The sequence below is a fragment of the Microbulbifer sp. SAOS-129_SWC genome, assembly GCF_039696035.1.
Taxonomy (GTDB): Bacteria; Pseudomonadota; Gammaproteobacteria; order Pseudomonadales; family Cellvibrionaceae; genus Microbulbifer.
On the sequence record NZ_CP155567.1, the window covers coordinates 4,081,980 to 4,098,565 of the forward strand.

Below are 16,586 nucleotides of genomic sequence, written 5' to 3' on the forward strand. Positions count from 1 at the left end.
GCAGGCCGATAAATGACAACGCTGTCTCTTATTTTTACCGCTGTTGCTCGTCAATTCGCCGCTGGCGCCGCTTCGGGTAGTGTATGGAGAAATAAATTACCAGCCGCCCCCTAGGATTATTTCGGCATTAAGCGCTACCGGTTTGTAACACAAGGTTATTTTTTGTACAGTTCATCCCGTACCTCCTGACGCCAAAAGCAACAGGGGGCCCAGACGAGAAACAGACGACGAGGCGGAAACAGGGTATGAAGAATCCATCCAGACGCCGGTTCCTGGCAGTAACCTGTGCAACAGCGGCCGCGGTCAGTGCCGGACCGACATTCGCAAAAGTAGGTAGCGCACGCACCTTGAGAATGCGCAACCTGCATACAGGAGAAAGGCTGAACACCGCCTTCTGGTCGAATGGTCACTTCGACAGCTCCGGTCTGAAGCAATTCAACCGCCTGCTGCGTGACCACCGCGCCAACGAAGTAACGCGCATGGACCCGAAAGTCCTCGAGCTGGTGTACAAGCTGAAAGAAAAGCTGAACTACAACGGCGAAATCCAGATCATCTCGGGTTATCGCTCGCCGAAGACCAACGCCATGTTGCGCTCGCGCTCCAAAGGCGTCGCCAAGCACAGTTACCACACCCGTGGCATGGCGATCGACCTGCGCATGCCGGGCATCCCGCTCAGCAAGCTGCGTCAGGCAGCGCTGGAACTGAAGCTCGGCGGTGTGGGTTACTACCCGAAGAGCAACTTTGTCCACGTAGACACTGGCCCGGTACGTCGCTGGTAAGCGACTGCCCCCGGGCACACAAAGGCCGCCAGGTAACTGGCGGCCTTTTTTTTTGCGCGCAGCGCGGGCATCGCGGAGAATCCCCAAGCCAACCACAAAAAGAGAAATGCCGGGATGTTTGCAGTCATCTTCACCGCCGTCACCGGCGATCAGGACCCTGAGTACGGCAGGACCGTGGCCAGGATGCGCGAACTGGCGTTCGACCATTACGGCTGCCTGGACTTTATTGCGGTGACCGAAGGGAAACAGGAGATCGCCATCTCCTATTGGCACCGCGAAGAGGATATCCGCCGCTGGCGCCAGGACGCGGAGCACATCCTGGCCCAGGAGCTGGGGCGCGCCCGCTGGTATGAATCCTACAAGGTGGAAGTGGTGGAAGTGCGGCGCCGCTACACCCACCCCGGCGAGCAGCCGGCTGGCAACTACTGAGCGTCCGCCGGCAGGTTGACCGGCGTCATTTCGTCCGCGCTGACCGGCACCTGGGTAGTGCCGGCCATCAGGCCGGCTATCTGTTCCAGCAGATCCCGCGCCTGTGCCAACTGGCTCAGTTCCGCCAACTCGATCGGATCTTCCATCTTCAGCAGCAGCGCTTCCAGCGCGGCAAAGCGCTGCGCCAGCGCCTCCGCCTGGTGGCGGTCGAGCAGCAGATCGGCCAGACCGCCGCCGTTGGCGGGGATCCAATCGGCCTCCAGGGTGCGCAGCATCGCCAGCAGGGCCAGCTTGGAATCCGCCGCGCGACCGCTCTCCACATCGCTCTCGGAACTCTCCGGCAGGCGCCGCAGCAGTTCTTCGTCGACGGTGCGGACTTCAGCGGCACGAATCTGCTGGATCCGCGCAGCAGGACTCAGGGCGAGGAAGTAGCGCGACAGGTCGTTGGCGGTGAAGGGCCAGCGGCGCACCAGGCCGTCGATGTCCTCCGCCATGCCGCGACCGATCAGACGGGTCAGCTCGCGGCGGCGGTTGGCGGCCTGGGCTTCGGGCTTTTCCCCCTTGTTGACCGCGACGAAATCTTTCGCCGCACGCTCACCGGTAGGCCCCCACAGCATGATTTCCATCGCGTGAAAGCCGGTGCTGGCCTCCTCGTTGGCGGTCAGGCGGTGCTGGCGGCGCAGGTTGGCCAGGTTCAGCTCGATGGCGGTGTCATTGACGATACCGCTGTTGGAATAGCCCGGCACCGTGTCCAGGTAGCCCGGTTGCACCGGCCAGCTGTCCAGCGACAGCTCCAGCTTGCGCCCCTCGCCGCGCAGATCCGCCGGCGCGAATGCCAGCTGGATATAGGGCAGCGCCGCGGCGAAATCGCGGTGCGCCTCAAGCCACGCCAGCCGCGCCGCCTCGAGATGGTCCTCACTGGGGCCCGCCAGCAGCGTGGCGATAGCGCGGTTGAGCGCGGCCACTGCCGCCTTGGTATCCACCAGCGCCGCCTCGCCGGATTGCCACACCCGCCGCGACAGCGTCTGCGCCGCCTCTTCACTGAAGCTCGGCACCGCCGGTTTGGCCGCCGCAGCGGCTTGCGGCGCCGCCTGTTCGTCGCGCTTCTCGCTGCAGGCCGAGAGGGCCACCAGCGCGGCCAGCAACAGCGTGGCGCCACCGCGCCGAATGCTATTTACGATCACAAAATTCCTCACAACACTGTATGACTCTTCGCCCGTTTCAGTCCGCATCGCGCAGGCTGATCACCGGCCAGCCGCGCGTATCCGCTTGCGCGCGCAGGTCCGTATCCGGATCCACCGCAACCGGGTGTTCCACCTCCTGCAGCAGTGGCAGGTCGTTGATGGAGTCGCTGTAAAACCACTTCTCCGCCGACTGGTACGACGGGTTATGCGCCAGCCACTGGTGCAGCCGCAACACCTTGCCGCTGCGATAGCAGGGCTCGCCCAGCACGCGGCCGGTAAACAGGCCATCCACCTCTTCCGGCTCGGTGGCCAGCAGGGTGTCGACCCCCAGGCGCTCCGCAATCGGCGCCACCACAAAGCGGTTGGTGGCGGTGATGATCATAATATGATGACCCGCACGACGATGCCGACCAATTAACTCTTCCGCCCTCGGCAACCAGATTTCGTTGACCACTTCCTCCATGAACTGCTGGTGGAGGCTGTCCAGCTGGCCGCGGGACAACTGCGCCAGCGGCTCCAGCGCGAATTCCAGGTAGGCGAAGATATCCAGCTCGCCGCGCTGGTAATCGCGGTAAAAGCGGTCGTTCGCCTCGCGGAAACGCTCGCCGTCCACCTGCTCGCGCTGCACCAGGAACTCGCCCCAGGCGTGATCGCTGTCGCCGCCGATCAGGGTGTTGTCCAGGTCAAAGATTGCCAACTGCACGGTACATTCCTCTTTGTAACTATAGGCATTTTGCCGCCACCGCCATGCAGCGCGGCGCCGCGGCGGCCAATTTTACCTCGCCGGCGGCCTCAACACAGCGACGCGGTCGCCGAATTGCCGTAATGCCCTCCGCTGTGGAACAATGCAGAGCAAGTCTGTGTGGCAACTGGCCACACGCCAATAATTCGAGGACGCTATTTTGGGCGACGGCAAATCGGCGCAATCTGGGCGCAAGAACCGCCGCAAGTCCGCCAGACAGTCCAACCGCTCCGAGGCCCCCGGGAACAATCGAAAACCCCGCGGCCAGGGCGGCGACAACAGCAGCAATATCGACGCCGAGGGCTTCCGCCCCAACGTCGGTATCATTGTGCTGAACGCCCGCGGCCAGGCGCTGTGGGCGCGGCGGGTCGGTGGCAAGGACGCCTGGCAATTCCCCCAGGGCGGTATCAATCCGGGCGAGGCCCCGGAACAGGCGCTGTATCGCGAACTCTACGAGGAGATCGGGCTGACCCGCGATCAGGTGAGCATGATCGCCTGTACCCGCGGCTGGCTGCGCTATCGCCTGCCCCAGCGGCTGATCCGCAAGCGCTCGGAGCCGCTGTGTATCGGCCAGAAGCAGAAGTGGTACCTGCTGCGGCTGGAGGCCCCGGAGAGCACCATCAGCTTCAACAATGGCTACAAGCCGGAATTCGACCACTGGCGCTGGGTCACCTACTGGCACCCGCTCAGCAAGGTGGTGACCTTCAAGCGCGAAGTGTACCGGCGCGCCCTCACTGAACTCGCCCCGCAGCAATTGCAGCTGGAAAAACGCTGGCTGCGCGAGTGCGACGAGGCCCCGCGCCAGGACCAGTGGGAAACGCCGCCGCAGGAGCGCGAATAGCACCCCGCCGCGCGCTACCTTAGACTCAGGGAATATTTAAGGAAGGGAAAAGCCTTTGCTCGGATCTCTGCGCAGTATCGTTCAGGAAGTCAACGCGGCCCGCGACCTCCCCGCGGTACTGGATATCATCGTACGCCGCGTACGCGAGGTGATGCGCACCCGTGTCTGCTCGGTCTATCTGCGCGACAAGCAGTCCGGCAACTACGTGCTGATGGCCACCCGCGGCCTCAACCCCGACGCCGTCGGCCAGGTGCACCTGGCGCCGGGCGAAGGCCTGGTGGGCAACGTGGTCACCCGCGAGGAACCGATCAACCTGGAGCAGGCCGAGGCCCACCCGGCTTACCACTACTTCCCCGCCACCGGCGAGGAGCGCTTCAGCGCCTTCCTCGGCACCCCGATCATCCACCACCGCAACGTCCTCGGCGTGCTGGTGGTGCAGCAGGCCGAGAAGCGCCGCTTCGACGAGGGTGAAGAAGCCTTTCTGGTCACGCTGTCGGCGCAGCTCGCCGGCGTCATTGCCCACGCCGAGGCCACCGGCGCCCTGGCCGTCATCGGTCGCCAGCGCAAAGAGGCCAAATTCCGAGGCATTGCCGCCTCTCCCGGCGTCGCCATCGGCCGCGCCCACGTCATCGCGCCCCAGGTCAACCTGGCCACGGTGCCCTACTCCTGCTGCGTCGACGTGGAGGCCGAGCTGGAGCTGTTCCACCAGGCACTGGCGGCGGCGCGCAGCGAGATCCGCGAGGTCGGCGAGCGCCTCAAGGACGAACTGAACCGCGAGGAACGCGCGCTGTTCGATGCCTATATCAGCATGCTCGACGACAACTCCCTGGCCGTGGAGGTGTGCGACCGCATCCGCCAGCAGATCAGCGCCCCGCGCGCCTGGGCCGAGGTCATGCTCGAGCATGTACACCGCTTCGAAGCCATGTCCGACGCCTACTTCCGCGATCGCGCCGCCGACGTGCGCGACCTGGGCGCGCGGGTACTGGTGCACCTGCGCCAGCAACAGCAGAGCCGGCGCGACTACCCGGAAAATACCGTGCTGATCGGCGAGGAGCTCACCGCCGCGATGCTCGCCGAAGTGCCGCGGGACAAACTGATCGGGCTGGTATCGATCAAGGGATCGGCCAACAGCCACGTGGCCATCATCGCCCGCGCCATGGGCCTGCCGGCGGTCATGGGCGCGCAGGAGCTGCCCTACGAACAGGTCGACGGCGCCGAGCTGGTGGTCGACGGCTACCGCGGCGAACTGCACATTCACCCCGGCCGCGAACTGCGCCGCCGCTTCGACGCCATCGTCGCCGAGGAGCGCGAACTGGCGCGCAACCTCGACCACCTGGCCGGCCTGCCGGCGGAAACCGCCGACGGTCACCGCGTGCGGCTGTGGGTCAATACCGGGCTGATGGCCGACGTGGTGCGCTCGCTGGAGCGCGGCGCCGAGGGCGTGGGCCTGTACCGCACCGAAGTGCCTTTCTTGTTGCGCGACCGCTTCCCGTCCGAGGAGGAGCAGCGCGAGATCTACCGCGAGCAGCTGGCCGCCTTCGCCCCGCGCCCGGTCACCATGCGCACGCTGGATATCGGCGGCGACAAGGCGCTGGCCTATTTCCCCATCGAGGAAACCAACCCGTTCCTCGGCTGGCGCGGCATCCGCGTGACCCTCGACCACCCGGAGATCTTCCTGGGGCAGGTGCGCGCGATGATGAAAGCCAGCCTGGGCCTCGACAACCTGCGCATCATGCTGCCGATGATCAGCGGCGTGGGCGAGCTGGAAGCGGCGCGCAAACTGGTGCAGCGCGCCCACACCGAGCTGGTGGACGAGGGCTTCGAGATCCAGATGCCGCCGCTCGGCATCATGATCGAGGTCCCCTCGGCGGTATACCAGGCGCGCGAGCTGGCCGAGCGGGTGGATTTCATCTCCGTGGGCAGCAATGACCTGACCCAGTACCTGCTGGCGGTGGACCGCAACAACAGCCGCGTGGCCAATATCTACCACGCCCTGCACCCGGCGGTGCTGCGCGCCCTGTGCGATGTGGTCACAGCCGGCCACGCCGCCGACACCAAGGTGGGCATCTGCGGCGAGCTGGCCGGCGATCCCGGCGGCGCGCTGCTGCTGGTGGCGATGGGCTACGACGTACTGTCGATGAACGCCACCAACCTGCCGCGGGTCAAGGCCGCGCTGCGCGCCGTGCGCAAGGCGGACACCGACCTGCTGCTGCAGCAGGTGCTGGCCATGCACGCGCCGGAAGAGGTCGAGGAAACGGTGCAGGCCTACCTGAAGCGGCTGGGCCTGAAAGCGCTGCTGCAGCCGGCCGCGGGTCAGTAAATACCGGCCGCCGCGGCCACCTTCACAATTCTTCATGCGGGCTTCAGTCTCTTCAGACAGCCCCGCACTCCAATAAGCGCCACCGATTGGCACTTTATTGGAGACCCCCATGGACACAAGACTCTGCACAATTCTGCTGGCTCTGCTGCTGGCAACACCGGCACTGGCGGCCCTGCCCGAGGCCGGCCCCGCGGACGCAGGCCTCAATTCAGACACCCTCGCGGGCCTCGCGCGGGCGGTGGAACAAGACAAGTTCCACAAGCTCACCAGCGTGCTGGTCGCCAGAAACGGCAAGCTGGTCTACGAGCACTACTTCAACGGCAGTGACCGCGACACACTGCACAATACCCGCTCGCTGACCAAGACCGTCACCGCGCTGCTGCTCGGCGCGGCGATCGATCGCAAGGCCATCGCCGGCGTGCGCGCGCGCGTGGTCGATTTCTTCCCCTCCTTTCAGCCCCTTGCCAATCCCGATCCGCAGAAGTCCGCCATGACCCTGGAGGACCTGCTGACCATGAGTTCACCGCTCGAATGCGACGATGAGAACAGCTTCTCGCGCGGGCACGAAGAGCGCATGTACCTGGTGCGGGACTGGGTCAGGTTTGCGCTGGACCTGCCAGTGCGCGGTTTTCCGGCCTGGGTGAGCAAGCCGGCGGACTCCCCCTACGGCCGCGCCTTCTCCTACTGCACTGCCGACAGTGTGCTGCTGGGGGCCGCGATCGAGGCCGCCACCGGTCAGCGCCTCGACCGCTACGCCGCGACCACGCTCTACCGGCCACTGGGCATCGACAGGGTAAAGTGGCAGTACACGCCAACCGGTGGCGCCATGCCCGGCGGCGGCACCAGCTATCGCAGCCGCGACCTGCTCAAGTTCGGGTTGTTGCTGAACCAGCACGGCCGCTGGCGCGAGCGGCAGGTGGTCTCCGCCCACTGGATCGACGCCATGCTGACGCCGCGGGCGGTGCCGCGCGAGCACTACGAATACGGCTACCAGCTGTGGCGCGCGCCGTTCGAACTGGACGGCCGACCGGTAAAAGCCTGGGCGATGGCGGGCAACGGCGGCAACTACGTATTCGTGATGCCGGAATTGTCACTGGTCGCGGTCATCACCAGCACCGCTTACGGCGAGTCCTACGGCCACCCGCAGAGTCACCGACTCTTCCAGCAATATATCCTCGACGCCCTGCACCCCTGATCCGGCTGCGCCCCTCACAGCGGTACCCGCGGGCGCAATTCGGGTGGCACCTGCTCACGCTGCGCGCGCACCGTTTCCGCGATGCGATCGATCACCCGGGCAAAACGCGGTGCGCCGCGCAGACCCGCAAACAGCGGTGATACGCGCAGGTAGGCGCTGTCGCGGTAGCCGCGATCCACCGCCGCCTGCAGCGCGTACACAGCCGCAGACGTCGCCCCCTGCGCCTGCAGCAGCAGGGCCTGCTCCAGCCACAGGGATGGGGCATTCACACCCCGCGCGCGCTGCGCGTGCAGGGCCGCCAGGCGCTGCGGTATCCAGTCGACGGAAGCCGGCGTCTGGTACAGCCGCCGCAGCGTATCGAAATACGGATCGGAGGGCCGCGCCTGGTGGGCCCTGCCAAAGCTCGCCTGCGCCTCGTCGCGCTTCCCCGCCAGCAGCGCCAGCTCACCCTGCAGCTGCCACAAATCCGGGTGCACCGGTCGCGTGGCGGCGCGTTCGAGCAGAGCCCGCGCCTGGCTGAAACGGCCCTGTAAAAAGAGGCTTCTGGGGTAGGCGACGTTGGAGAAAAGGTTGTCCGGATACAGCTCGAAGCTGCGCGCATACAGCACCTCGGCGGCGGCCGGGTAGCCGAGCAGTTCGTAGTCGCGCGCCAGCTGCAGGTCGTTGAAGGTCTGGCCCGGATCGTCATCGCGCACCGACAGGTTGATGGCCAGCGCCTGCGCCAGTTCCCCCTGCTGCGCGAGCAGATAGGCCAGTGCGGTGCGGCTGCCGCTCTGCTGCGGCGGTGCCAGCGCCACCGCGCGCCGGTAGGCGGCGATAGCCGCATCCACCTCGCCGCGGCAGTCCAGCGCATAGCCCAGGGCATCGTGGGCGCGGTAGTTATCCGGCTCGCGCTCGAGCACCCGGCGCGCCAGCGCCTCGGCCCGGTCCGCCCATTCGGTATCGCCGTCGTAGCGGCACACCCTGGCGCTGTAGGTAAAACTGAGCCCCAGTTGCGCGCGCGCATTGTCCGGCACCGACACCAGCACCTGCCGGTAGAGTGCCGCCGCGCGCGCATTGTTATCCCGCTGACCGATACCGGCGTAGTAATCGGCGCGGGCGAGCAGATCGCCGCGCGGATCCGGGGACTGTCGCGGCGCACCACCACCGAGCGTCCACCATACCGCCGACGCGCTTGCGGCGATCGCCGTGACCAGCGCGGCGGCGCGCCAGTGGCGCCATCCCGCCGACGCATTGCGGCGCGGCGACGGTACTGGCCCGGCACCGGTGGCGTGCGGCCGCGGCGCCGTCGCGAGCTGGTAGCCACTGCCGCGTACCGAGCGGATATAGCGCGGGCTGCGACCGTCATCGCCCAGCGCGGAGCGCAGCAGCCTGACACGCTGGGTCACCGTCTCTTCGTTGACGATGCTCGGCGCCCACACGCCGGCAATCAGCGCGTCAAACGAAACCACGTCCGCGCCGCGTTCGAGCATGAAAGCCAGCAGGCGAAAGCTGAGGCCGGAGACATTCAGCAGTACATCGCCGCGCCGTACCTGCTGGCGCGCGAGATCGATGGTCAGGTCATCCAGTTGGTAGTGCATGATGGGCATCGCGTTTTCGGATCGCACAGTGTAAGCGAAGCCCGTGCCGCGGTTCACCTGCTCGCCGGCCGCGTTTATACGGGCAAAAAAAAGCCGCCCCGGTAACCGGGGCGGCTTTTTTTAACTCGGGATGTTCAACGTGGTATCAATGCGATCCCCACGCCGGCGCTCCCGCTCAGTCTTCGGATTCGGTCTTGTAGGCCTCGGCGTCGAGCATCTTGTCCAGCTCGCTGACATCGCTCGGCTTGATGCGGTAGAACCAGCCATCGTCATACGGAGAGGAGTTGACGGTTTCCGGCGCGTCTTCCAGCGCTTCGTTGACTTCGATGACCTCGCCGGACACCGGCGCGTAAACGTCACTGGCCGCTTTCACGGACTCAACGACACCGGCTTCGTCGCCAGCCGCCAGGGTAGTGCCCACGTCCGGGGTTTCCACATAGACGACATCGCCGAGCGCGTCCTGGGCGTGATCGCTGATGCCGACGGTCACAGTGCCGTCCTCTTCCAGGCGCGCCCACTCGTGGCTGGACAGGTATTTCAGTTCGCTGCGGATTTCACTCATGCTGTGATCCCTCGATTAAGCATTGCTAGTTTTTCAAATTCGGATCCGGGCCGGACGGCGTGCCGTCCGGCCGGTAGTTCGGCGGCAGGGGTCAGATCACCGACTTGCCGTTGCGCACGAAACAGGGTTTTACCACCTTGACCGGCACCAGCTTCTTGCGCATTTCCACCTGGGCGGTGTCGCCCACGTTCACCGGTACCCGCGCCAGTGCGATGGAGTGGCCCAGGGTCGGGGAAAAAGTGCCGCTGGTGATGATACCGCGGTCTTCGCTGCCGTCCACTACCACTGCCTGGTCGGCGCGCAGTACACCGCGCTCCTCGAGCACCAGGCCCACCAGTTTCTGCTGCACACCGCCGGCCTTTTCCTCGGTCAGCGGGCCGCGGCCGATAAAATCGCGCTCTTCCGGCTGCCAGGCGATGGTCCAGCCCATGTTGGCCACCAGCGGCGAGGTATCCTCGTCCATCTCGTGGCCGTACAGGTTCATACCCGCTTCCAGGCGCAGGGTGTCGCGCGCGCCGAGTCCGCAGGGGGCCACACCGGCATCCGCCAGCGCACGCCAGAAGCCCGGTGCATCGTCGGCGGCCAGCATGATCTCGAGACCGTCTTCACCGGTGTAGCCGGTGCGGGCCACGAACCAGTCGCCGCGGGCGACACTCTGGAACACCTTGAGGTCGTCGATGGCGGCGGTCCACTCGATGCCCAGTACCTCTTTGACCTTGTCCAGCGCCTGCGGGCCCTGAATGGCGACCATGGCCAGATGCGGGCGCTCGGTCAGGGTCACGTCGAAGCCGGCGGTGTGCTGCTGCATCCACGCCAGATCCTTCTCGCGGGTGGCACAGTTGACCACCACGCGGTAGCCCGACTCGCGCAGGTAGACGATCAGGTCATCGATAACGCCGCCCTTGTCGTTGAGCATGCCGGTGTACAGCGCCTTGCCGGGGTTGCCGTCGAGTTTGGCCACGTCGTTGGCGAGCAGGTAGCGCAGATAATCGCGGGCGCCGTCACCGTCGATATCCACCACGGTCATATGGGAGACATCGAACATGCCGGCCGCGGTGCGCACCTGGTTGTGCTCCTCCAGCTGCGAGCCGTAATGCAGCGGCATGTCCCAACCGCCAAAATCCACTATTTTGCCGCCCATAGCGACATGCGTGTCATACAGAGGCGTTCTGTTTCCCATCTTTTGTTCTCGATTCGCTAAAAATGAAAGCCGGGTATTTTAACGGGCACCCTGCGGCAGTGGCCAGACGGCAATATCCTGCAAGCCTAGCAGGCGACGGGACTTAAACCTGCGCCCCGCGCCCGCCGCCGACAATCATGCGGTTTGCCGCGGAATGTACAAAAAGGCTGGTCGCGGCGGGCATGAAACGCCCCGACCGCCGCCCCTGCCCGCGCCGCGACCCCTCCCGTTATTCTGGACTGAGCCCCGCAGATTTTCCCACCGCCACGCCCCGTTCCAGGGGTCCGGTGCGGGGCGGACCGCCGCTCTCACGGGACAGGACACCGCGCAGTCAAATGTAAAGAAAGGTAATATCGCCGCATAATTACAAATAACCGGTCCCGATTATGCATCTCTTTCTTCCGGCCAGGCGCCAGCTCGGCCGTCTTGCGCTCGTATCTGCGCTTTCCAGCCTGTTCTGCCACAGCGCGCTCGCCGCCGCCCCGGTGACGGAGTCTCCTCTGGTAGTGCGCGGCGACAACATCGCCGTCCCCCACGTCGAGCGGTCCGCGGTGATCGACGGGGTGCTGGATGACGGCATCTGGGACAGCGCCACCCGCGTGCCGCTCAACTATGAAACCCGGCCGCGGGAGAATGTGCCGCCGACGGTGACAACCGACGCCTACCTGGTGGAAGACGGCCGCACCCTGTATATCGCCTTTGTCGCCAGCGACCCCCGCCCGGAAGAAATCCGCGCGTTCATGCGCGGTCGCGACAGTGCCTACGCCGACGACTTTGTCGGCGTCACCCTGGACACCTTCAACGACCAGCGCCGCGCCTTCGAGTTCTTTGCCAATCCGCTCGGCGTGCAAATGGACCTGATCAACGACGACGTCAACGGCAACGAGGACGACTCCTGGAATGCCACCTGGGACTCGGCCGGCGAGATCGGCGAGGACGGCTATGTAGTGGAGATGGCCATACCGCTGAATATCCTGCGCTTCCAGGGCGGCCTCAAAACCCAGGTGTGGGGCGTCGACCTGCTGCGCTTCCGCCCGCGCAAGGACCGCGAGCGCATCTCCAACAACCCCCTGGATCGCGACCGCTCCTGCTACCTGTGCCAGCTGGGCAAACTGGAGGGCTTCCGCAGCGCCGAGCCCGGGCGCAATCTGGAGATAGTCCCCACCACCACCGCCTCGCGCAGCGAGAGCCGCGATCCGGAGGCCGGCGAGGACTGGCAAAACGGCGACGGCAATACCGAAATGGGTGTGGACATGCGCTGGGGTATCTCCGCCAACTCCACCCTCAACGCCACCCTCAACCCGGACTTCTCCCAGGTCGAAGCGGACGTGGCGCAGCTGGATGTAAACACCAACTTCTCGCTCTTTTACCCGGAGCGGCGCCCGTTCTTTCTCGACAGCGCCGACTATTTCGAAACCTTCCTGCCGATCGTGCACACGCGCAATATCGGCAGCCCGGACTACGGGGTGAAGTTCACCAGCAAGGCCGACAACAACACTACCGGTGTGTTTGTCGCCGACGACCAGCAGACCAATTTCGTCGTCCCCGGGGTGGAGAGCTCGGATATCGCCAACTACGACAGCACCAGCCAGAACGCCGTGGTGCGCTACCGGCGCGACTTCGGCCAGGGCTCCACCGTCGGCGCGCTGGTCACCAGCCGCAGCGCCGAGGACTACCTGAACCAGGTCTACGGTGTCGATGGCAAATACCGCCTCAATGAGAACGACAGCCTCGAAGCGCAGCTGCTCGCCTCAAAATCGGAGAACCCGCAACAGGTGCAGGACGACTACGAGCTGGCGGCAACGCAGAGCGATACCGCCGGCCAGCTGCGCTACCGCCACAACTCGCGCAACTGGTCGTGGAAAATCGCCCACCAGCAGTTCGGCAAGGATTTCCGTTCCGATCTCGGCTTTATCACCCAGGTCGGGTACCAGAAGTCCGTCGCCGGTCTCGGCCACACCTGGCACGGCGAGCGCGACAACTGGTGGAACCGCATCGAGATGTACGGCGACTGGGATATCACCCACGACGAGGACGGCAGGTTGCTGGAGCGGGAACTGGAGGGCTACGTGTTTCTGGAGGGGCCGCTGCAACTGCACGTGGAGTTCGGCGGCCTGACCCGCGTGCAGGATTTCGCCGGCGAGCTGTACGACCAGCAACTGCTGTCGCTCTACAGCGAGTTCCGCCCGCTGCCCGGACTCTACTTCGGTGCCTATACCCGCGTCGGCGACGCCATCGACTACGACAACAACCGCGCCGGCGACATGGTGCAGTTCGACCCGAAGATCACCTGGAATATCGGCCGCCATCTCGAAGCGCGCCTGCGGCACAATTACCGCACCCTCGATGTCGATGGCGGGCGCCTGTTTACCGCCAACCTGACCGACCTGCGCCTGAGCTACCAGTTCAACAACCGCAGCGCCCTGCGGCTGACCCTGCAGCATGCGGATATCGAACGGGACCTGGCGCTGTACCTGGACACCGAGGACCTGTCCCAGCAGAACCGCAGCCTCGGTTCGCAACTGCTCTACTCCTACAAGGTCAATCCGCAGACGGTGTTTTTCCTCGGCTATTCCGACCAGGCGCTGGACAATGACGCGCTCGACCGGATGGAAAAAACCGACCGCTCGGTGTTCCTGAAATTGAGCTACGCCTGGCTGCCCGACTGAGCCGATAATTTTTGCTTTGCAGGCAGCGCACTCCGGTGTATAAGCCTTTCCGTCGGCGCGCCCGCGCCGGCGGATTTTCCGGAGCCCACCCGTTTGCACAACACCGCTGCGACACCGCCGGACCAGCACGGTCCCCACGGTGGCGACCCCTTTGACCCCATCGCTGCCGCACTGCGTGAACACGGCTATGTGGTGCTGCCCGCGCCACTGCCGCCGAGCCTGCTCGGCGCCCTGCTGCGCCACTTCAGGTCCATCGACCCGGGGCAATTCAAGCGGGCCGGTATCGGCCGCGAGGACGAACACCAGCTAAACCGCTTCGTGCGCGGTGACGAGATTTTCTGGCTGGATCGGGGCAACCCGGCGGTGCAGGCCTATTTGAGCTGGATGGAGGAACTGCGCCTGGGGCTGAACCGGCGCCTGTTTCTGGGGCTGTTCGACTACGAGTGCCACTACGCCTATTACGACCGCGGCACCTTCTACAAAAAGCACCTGGACGCCTTCAAGGGCAACACCAACCGCATGGTCAGCACGGTGCTCTACCTGACCCCCAACTGGCAGCCCCGCGACGGTGGCGAGCTGTTGGTCTATCCACCGGACAGCATGGCCGTAGCCGCGGAACCGCTGCTGAAGGTGGCACCGCGTTTCGGTCAGATGGTGATTTTTCTCAGCGAGGAATTTCCCCACGAAGTGCTGACGGTCAACCGGCCGCGCTACAGTGTTACCGGCTGGTTCCGGGTCAACAACAGCCTCGGCGACGCCATCGACCCGGCGCGCTGACGGCGCCCGCACCGCCCGCAGGCGGCGCGGCACGCGCCCAGAGAGAAACGGATGGCGGTGCTCAGTGCACCGGTGCCATGCTCCGCCACAGGTCGGCGAAGGTCGGCGCGGCATCGATATCGATGTCAGCGTGCAGGCGCATACCCACCTCGGAAGCACTGATCAGGCCGCGCACGTGGTGGTTGTGCAGATCCACTACCAGGCAGTCGCGCTGGCGGTTGCGACGCATCGCGTCGAGCACGTCGCGGATACTGCTGTTCGCCACCTGCTGGTAACTCAGCATTTTCAGATCACCGCGCGGGCGCATCAGGTCGCCCACGGTCAATTCCTCTCGCGGCGTGCCGGAAGCAACGCGCTGCATGATGCTCTGGTAGGTGACATCCTCGGCGGTAAGCAGGCCGGTAAAGGTGCCGTCGCGGTCCACTACCAGCACCGCGCTCAGGTGACCGGCACTCATGATCTGCGCGGCATTGCGCGCCGACACTGCCGGCGTCAGCAACGACGGGTGGTGACTCTTGAAATCCGACACGAAACTGAGTGCAGGGGAATCCAGCGACAACTCGCTAAACTCATCCGGGAATACCAGTTTGTCGAAATCCTGCAGTTGGAAAAAATCAAAGTTCTTCATTGGTAACACTCTCTGGGTGTCGCGCCGCGGTCATCGCTGCGGCGCCGACGCTAACTCGATTCCGACAGTCCCTGCGCGAGGCAGCGGCGGGCGGAAATTTACAGGTCAGGGGGACGGAGTTCAGGCCAGAGAGGGCGGTCCGCGTATCGAATTGCTATCGATACGGCAGCTTTGCGGCTGGGTGCGCGGGGGCAGGAAACCGAATACGGCGAATGATGACGCCGGCACGGTCACCGGCTCGTCGACCGATTGCAGGTCGGTGTCGTTATCGGGGGTGTTCGGGAAGGGCGTATCGTCGCCGAGGGTCAGCAGCGCGGCGCAGCTGTCGGCACTGAGGCTTTTCGTGGCGCCGGGCTCGGCCTGTACCGCTGCACATAGCAGTACCGACTGAAGCACCAAAAAGAGAAACCCGATGCGCACGATAGTCATTACCGATAAAAAAGTTTCAGGCCCAAGCCGAGAAACACACTTCTGTTTCTGCCGACCCGGCGCGCAGCCGCAGTCGACATCGCACAATTTAATTAATGGGGGCAAATGCCCTTTTTTCAACCCCGGCGCGCCGAACCCACTCAATTTTGAGGCGGCTGCCCGTCATCGCCGTTGTCGTCCAATTCTTCCTTATCATGCGCCTGTTGCGCCGCTTCGTCTACTTTTAATCCATGGCGTTTTGAACGCCAGCGCCACAGGCGTCGCGCCAGCGCCTGCCGGTCCGGCGTCTTGTCCGCTTCGTCGACGATTTCCTCGCCGAGCAGTGTTTCCAGCAGGTCTTCGAGCGTGACCAGCCCTTCGAGGCCGCCGTACTCGTCCACCACCGCGCTGATCTGCATGCGCCGCGCGAGCATCTTCTGGAACGCCTGATAAATCGTGGCCGTCTCCGGCAGTACCAGCAGGTCGCGGCGGTAGTCGACCAGCTTGTCGGCACCGCGCCCGCGCGCGTAGGCCAGTAGCAATTCCCCTTTCAGCACAAACCCGACCACGCAGTCCGGGTCGTCGCGCTCGTAAATCGGGATGCGGGTAAAGCGGCTCCTTTCCACGTCCTCATAGGCCTGCTGCACAGTCGCCTCCCGCGACAGCGAATACACCACGGTGCGCGGCGTCATCACCTCGCGCACCGAGTGGTCGCGCAGGGTGAAAAACAGATTGCGCAGAATATTCGACTCGCGCCGCTCCAGTTGCCCCTCGGCGGCGCCCAGCTCGGCCATCACCGCAAACTCTTCGCGGCTGAATCCGGTCAGCGTGGTGCCACCGGACAGGCCGCGGGTCAGCCACTCAGCCATCTTTACAAATGGATACAATATCCATACCAGAAAACGCAGGATATAGGCGGTCAACGGTGCCAATCGGCGCCAGTAAACCGCGCCCAAGGTCTTGGGGATAATTTCCGAAAACACCAGGATCAGCAGCGTCAGCACCGCCGACGCCAGCCCCAGGTAATTATTGCCGAACACCGCCGCCGCCTGGGCGCCGGCACCGGCAGCGCCGGCGGTGTGGGCGACGGTGTTGAGGGTTAAAATCGCCGCCAGCGGCGCGTTGATGTCCTGTTTCAGCCGGCGCAGCAGCCGCCCGGCGCGGTGGCCATCGCGCTCCAGCAGCGTGATATAGGGCATGGTGACACTGAGAATGACCGACTCGGCAATCGAGCACAGGAAGGAAAAGCCGAGTGCCACCAGCACATAAACAATCAGTAACAACATTGGCGG

General features: G+C 64.8%; 15 protein-coding genes. 7 read left to right on the plus strand and 8 right to left on the minus strand.

The features are described 5' to 3' along the window. Positions 1-272: 272 nt before the first annotated feature. Together ABDK11_RS17280 and ABDK11_RS17285 are read left to right on the plus strand one after the other, a co-directional pair. A complete protein-coding gene (locus ABDK11_RS17280) occupies positions 273-779 on the plus strand; it encodes a DUF882 domain-containing protein (RefSeq protein ID WP_346840213.1) in 507 nt (168 codons plus the stop codon). A gap of 114 nt (positions 780-893) precedes the next feature. Continuing rightward, on the plus strand, positions 894-1,208 hold the full coding sequence (locus tag ABDK11_RS17285; RefSeq protein ID WP_346837770.1) for an antibiotic biosynthesis monooxygenase: 315 nt from the start codon (positions 894-896) through the stop codon (positions 1,206-1,208). Here ABDK11_RS17285 and ABDK11_RS17290 read toward each other — a convergent pair. Further along, entirely contained in the window at positions 1,202-2,392 is a 1,191-nt protein-coding gene (locus ABDK11_RS17290) for an imelysin family protein (protein WP_346837771.1), read from the minus strand. The genes ABDK11_RS17285 and ABDK11_RS17290 overlap by 7 nt on opposite strands. Before the next feature lie 37 nt (positions 2,393-2,429). Next, the gene (locus ABDK11_RS17295) at positions 2,430-3,095 is read right to left on the minus strand and encodes an HAD family hydrolase (protein WP_346837772.1); all 666 of its coding nucleotides are present in this window, start codon (positions 3,093-3,095) and stop codon (positions 2,430-2,432) included. Positions 3,096-3,294: 199 nt separating this feature from the next. On the opposite strand from ABDK11_RS17295, the gene ABDK11_RS17300 reads away from it, so the two are divergent. From ABDK11_RS17300 to ABDK11_RS17310, 3 genes are all read left to right on the plus strand, one after another. Then, on the plus strand, positions 3,295-3,975 hold the full coding sequence (locus ABDK11_RS17300; protein WP_346837773.1) for an RNA pyrophosphohydrolase: 681 nt from the start codon (positions 3,295-3,297) through the stop codon (positions 3,973-3,975). Positions 3,976-4,030: 55 nt separating this feature from the next. Beyond that, positions 4,031-6,295, plus strand: a complete 2,265-nt coding sequence (ptsP, locus tag ABDK11_RS17305; protein WP_346837774.1) for a phosphoenolpyruvate--protein phosphotransferase — start codon at positions 4,031-4,033, stop codon at positions 6,293-6,295. Between the two features lie 109 nt (positions 6,296-6,404). Continuing rightward, positions 6,405-7,490: a serine hydrolase gene (locus tag ABDK11_RS17310; protein ID WP_346837775.1), complete on the plus strand. Its 1,086-nt coding sequence runs from the start codon at positions 6,405-6,407 to the stop codon at positions 7,488-7,490. 14 nt (positions 7,491-7,504) lie between these two features. Here the strand turns inward: ABDK11_RS17310 and ABDK11_RS17315 are convergent, their stop codons facing one another. The 3 genes from ABDK11_RS17315 to gcvT all read right to left on the minus strand — a co-directional run bounded on the left by ABDK11_RS17315 (position 7,505) and on the right by gcvT (position 10,812). Then, on the minus strand, positions 7,505-9,070 hold the full coding sequence (locus ABDK11_RS17315; RefSeq protein ID WP_346837776.1) for a winged helix-turn-helix domain-containing protein: 1,566 nt from the start codon (positions 9,068-9,070) through the stop codon (positions 7,505-7,507). Between the two features lie 175 nt (positions 9,071-9,245). After that, positions 9,246-9,632 (minus strand): glycine cleavage system protein GcvH, encoded by a 387-nt coding sequence (gene gcvH, locus ABDK11_RS17320; RefSeq protein WP_346837777.1) that lies wholly within the window; start codon positions 9,630-9,632, stop codon positions 9,246-9,248. A gap of 91 nt (positions 9,633-9,723) precedes the next feature. After that, positions 9,724-10,812 carry a glycine cleavage system aminomethyltransferase GcvT gene (gcvT, locus tag ABDK11_RS17325; RefSeq protein WP_346837778.1) on the minus strand — a complete coding sequence of 363 codons (1,089 nt, stop codon included), beginning with the start codon at positions 10,810-10,812 and terminating at the stop codon, positions 9,724-9,726. 386 nt (positions 10,813-11,198) lie between these two features. Between gcvT and ABDK11_RS17330 the strand changes: the two genes are divergently transcribed. Further along, positions 11,199-13,481, plus strand: a complete 2,283-nt coding sequence (locus ABDK11_RS17330; protein WP_346837779.1) for a DUF5916 domain-containing protein — start codon at positions 11,199-11,201, stop codon at positions 13,479-13,481. 93 nt (positions 13,482-13,574) lie between these two features. Then, complete coding sequence (locus tag ABDK11_RS17335; protein ID WP_346837780.1) at positions 13,575-14,258, plus strand: 2OG-Fe(II) oxygenase; 684 nt, start codon at positions 13,575-13,577, stop codon at positions 14,256-14,258. Positions 14,259-14,319: 61 nt separating this feature from the next. Here the strand turns inward: ABDK11_RS17335 and ABDK11_RS17340 are convergent, their stop codons facing one another. From ABDK11_RS17340 to ABDK11_RS17350, 3 genes are all read right to left on the minus strand, one after another. Next, complete coding sequence (locus ABDK11_RS17340; RefSeq protein ID WP_346837781.1) at positions 14,320-14,886, minus strand: CBS domain-containing protein; 567 nt, start codon at positions 14,884-14,886, stop codon at positions 14,320-14,322. Positions 14,887-15,006: 120 nt separating this feature from the next. Then, positions 15,007-15,282 carry a hypothetical protein gene (locus ABDK11_RS17345; protein ID WP_346837782.1) on the minus strand — a complete coding sequence of 92 codons (276 nt, stop codon included), beginning with the start codon at positions 15,280-15,282 and terminating at the stop codon, positions 15,007-15,009. A gap of 173 nt (positions 15,283-15,455) precedes the next feature. Then, positions 15,456-16,580 carry a CNNM domain-containing protein gene (locus ABDK11_RS17350; protein ID WP_346837783.1) on the minus strand — a complete coding sequence of 375 codons (1,125 nt, stop codon included), beginning with the start codon at positions 16,578-16,580 and terminating at the stop codon, positions 15,456-15,458. Between the last annotated feature and the right edge of the window lie 6 nt (positions 16,581-16,586).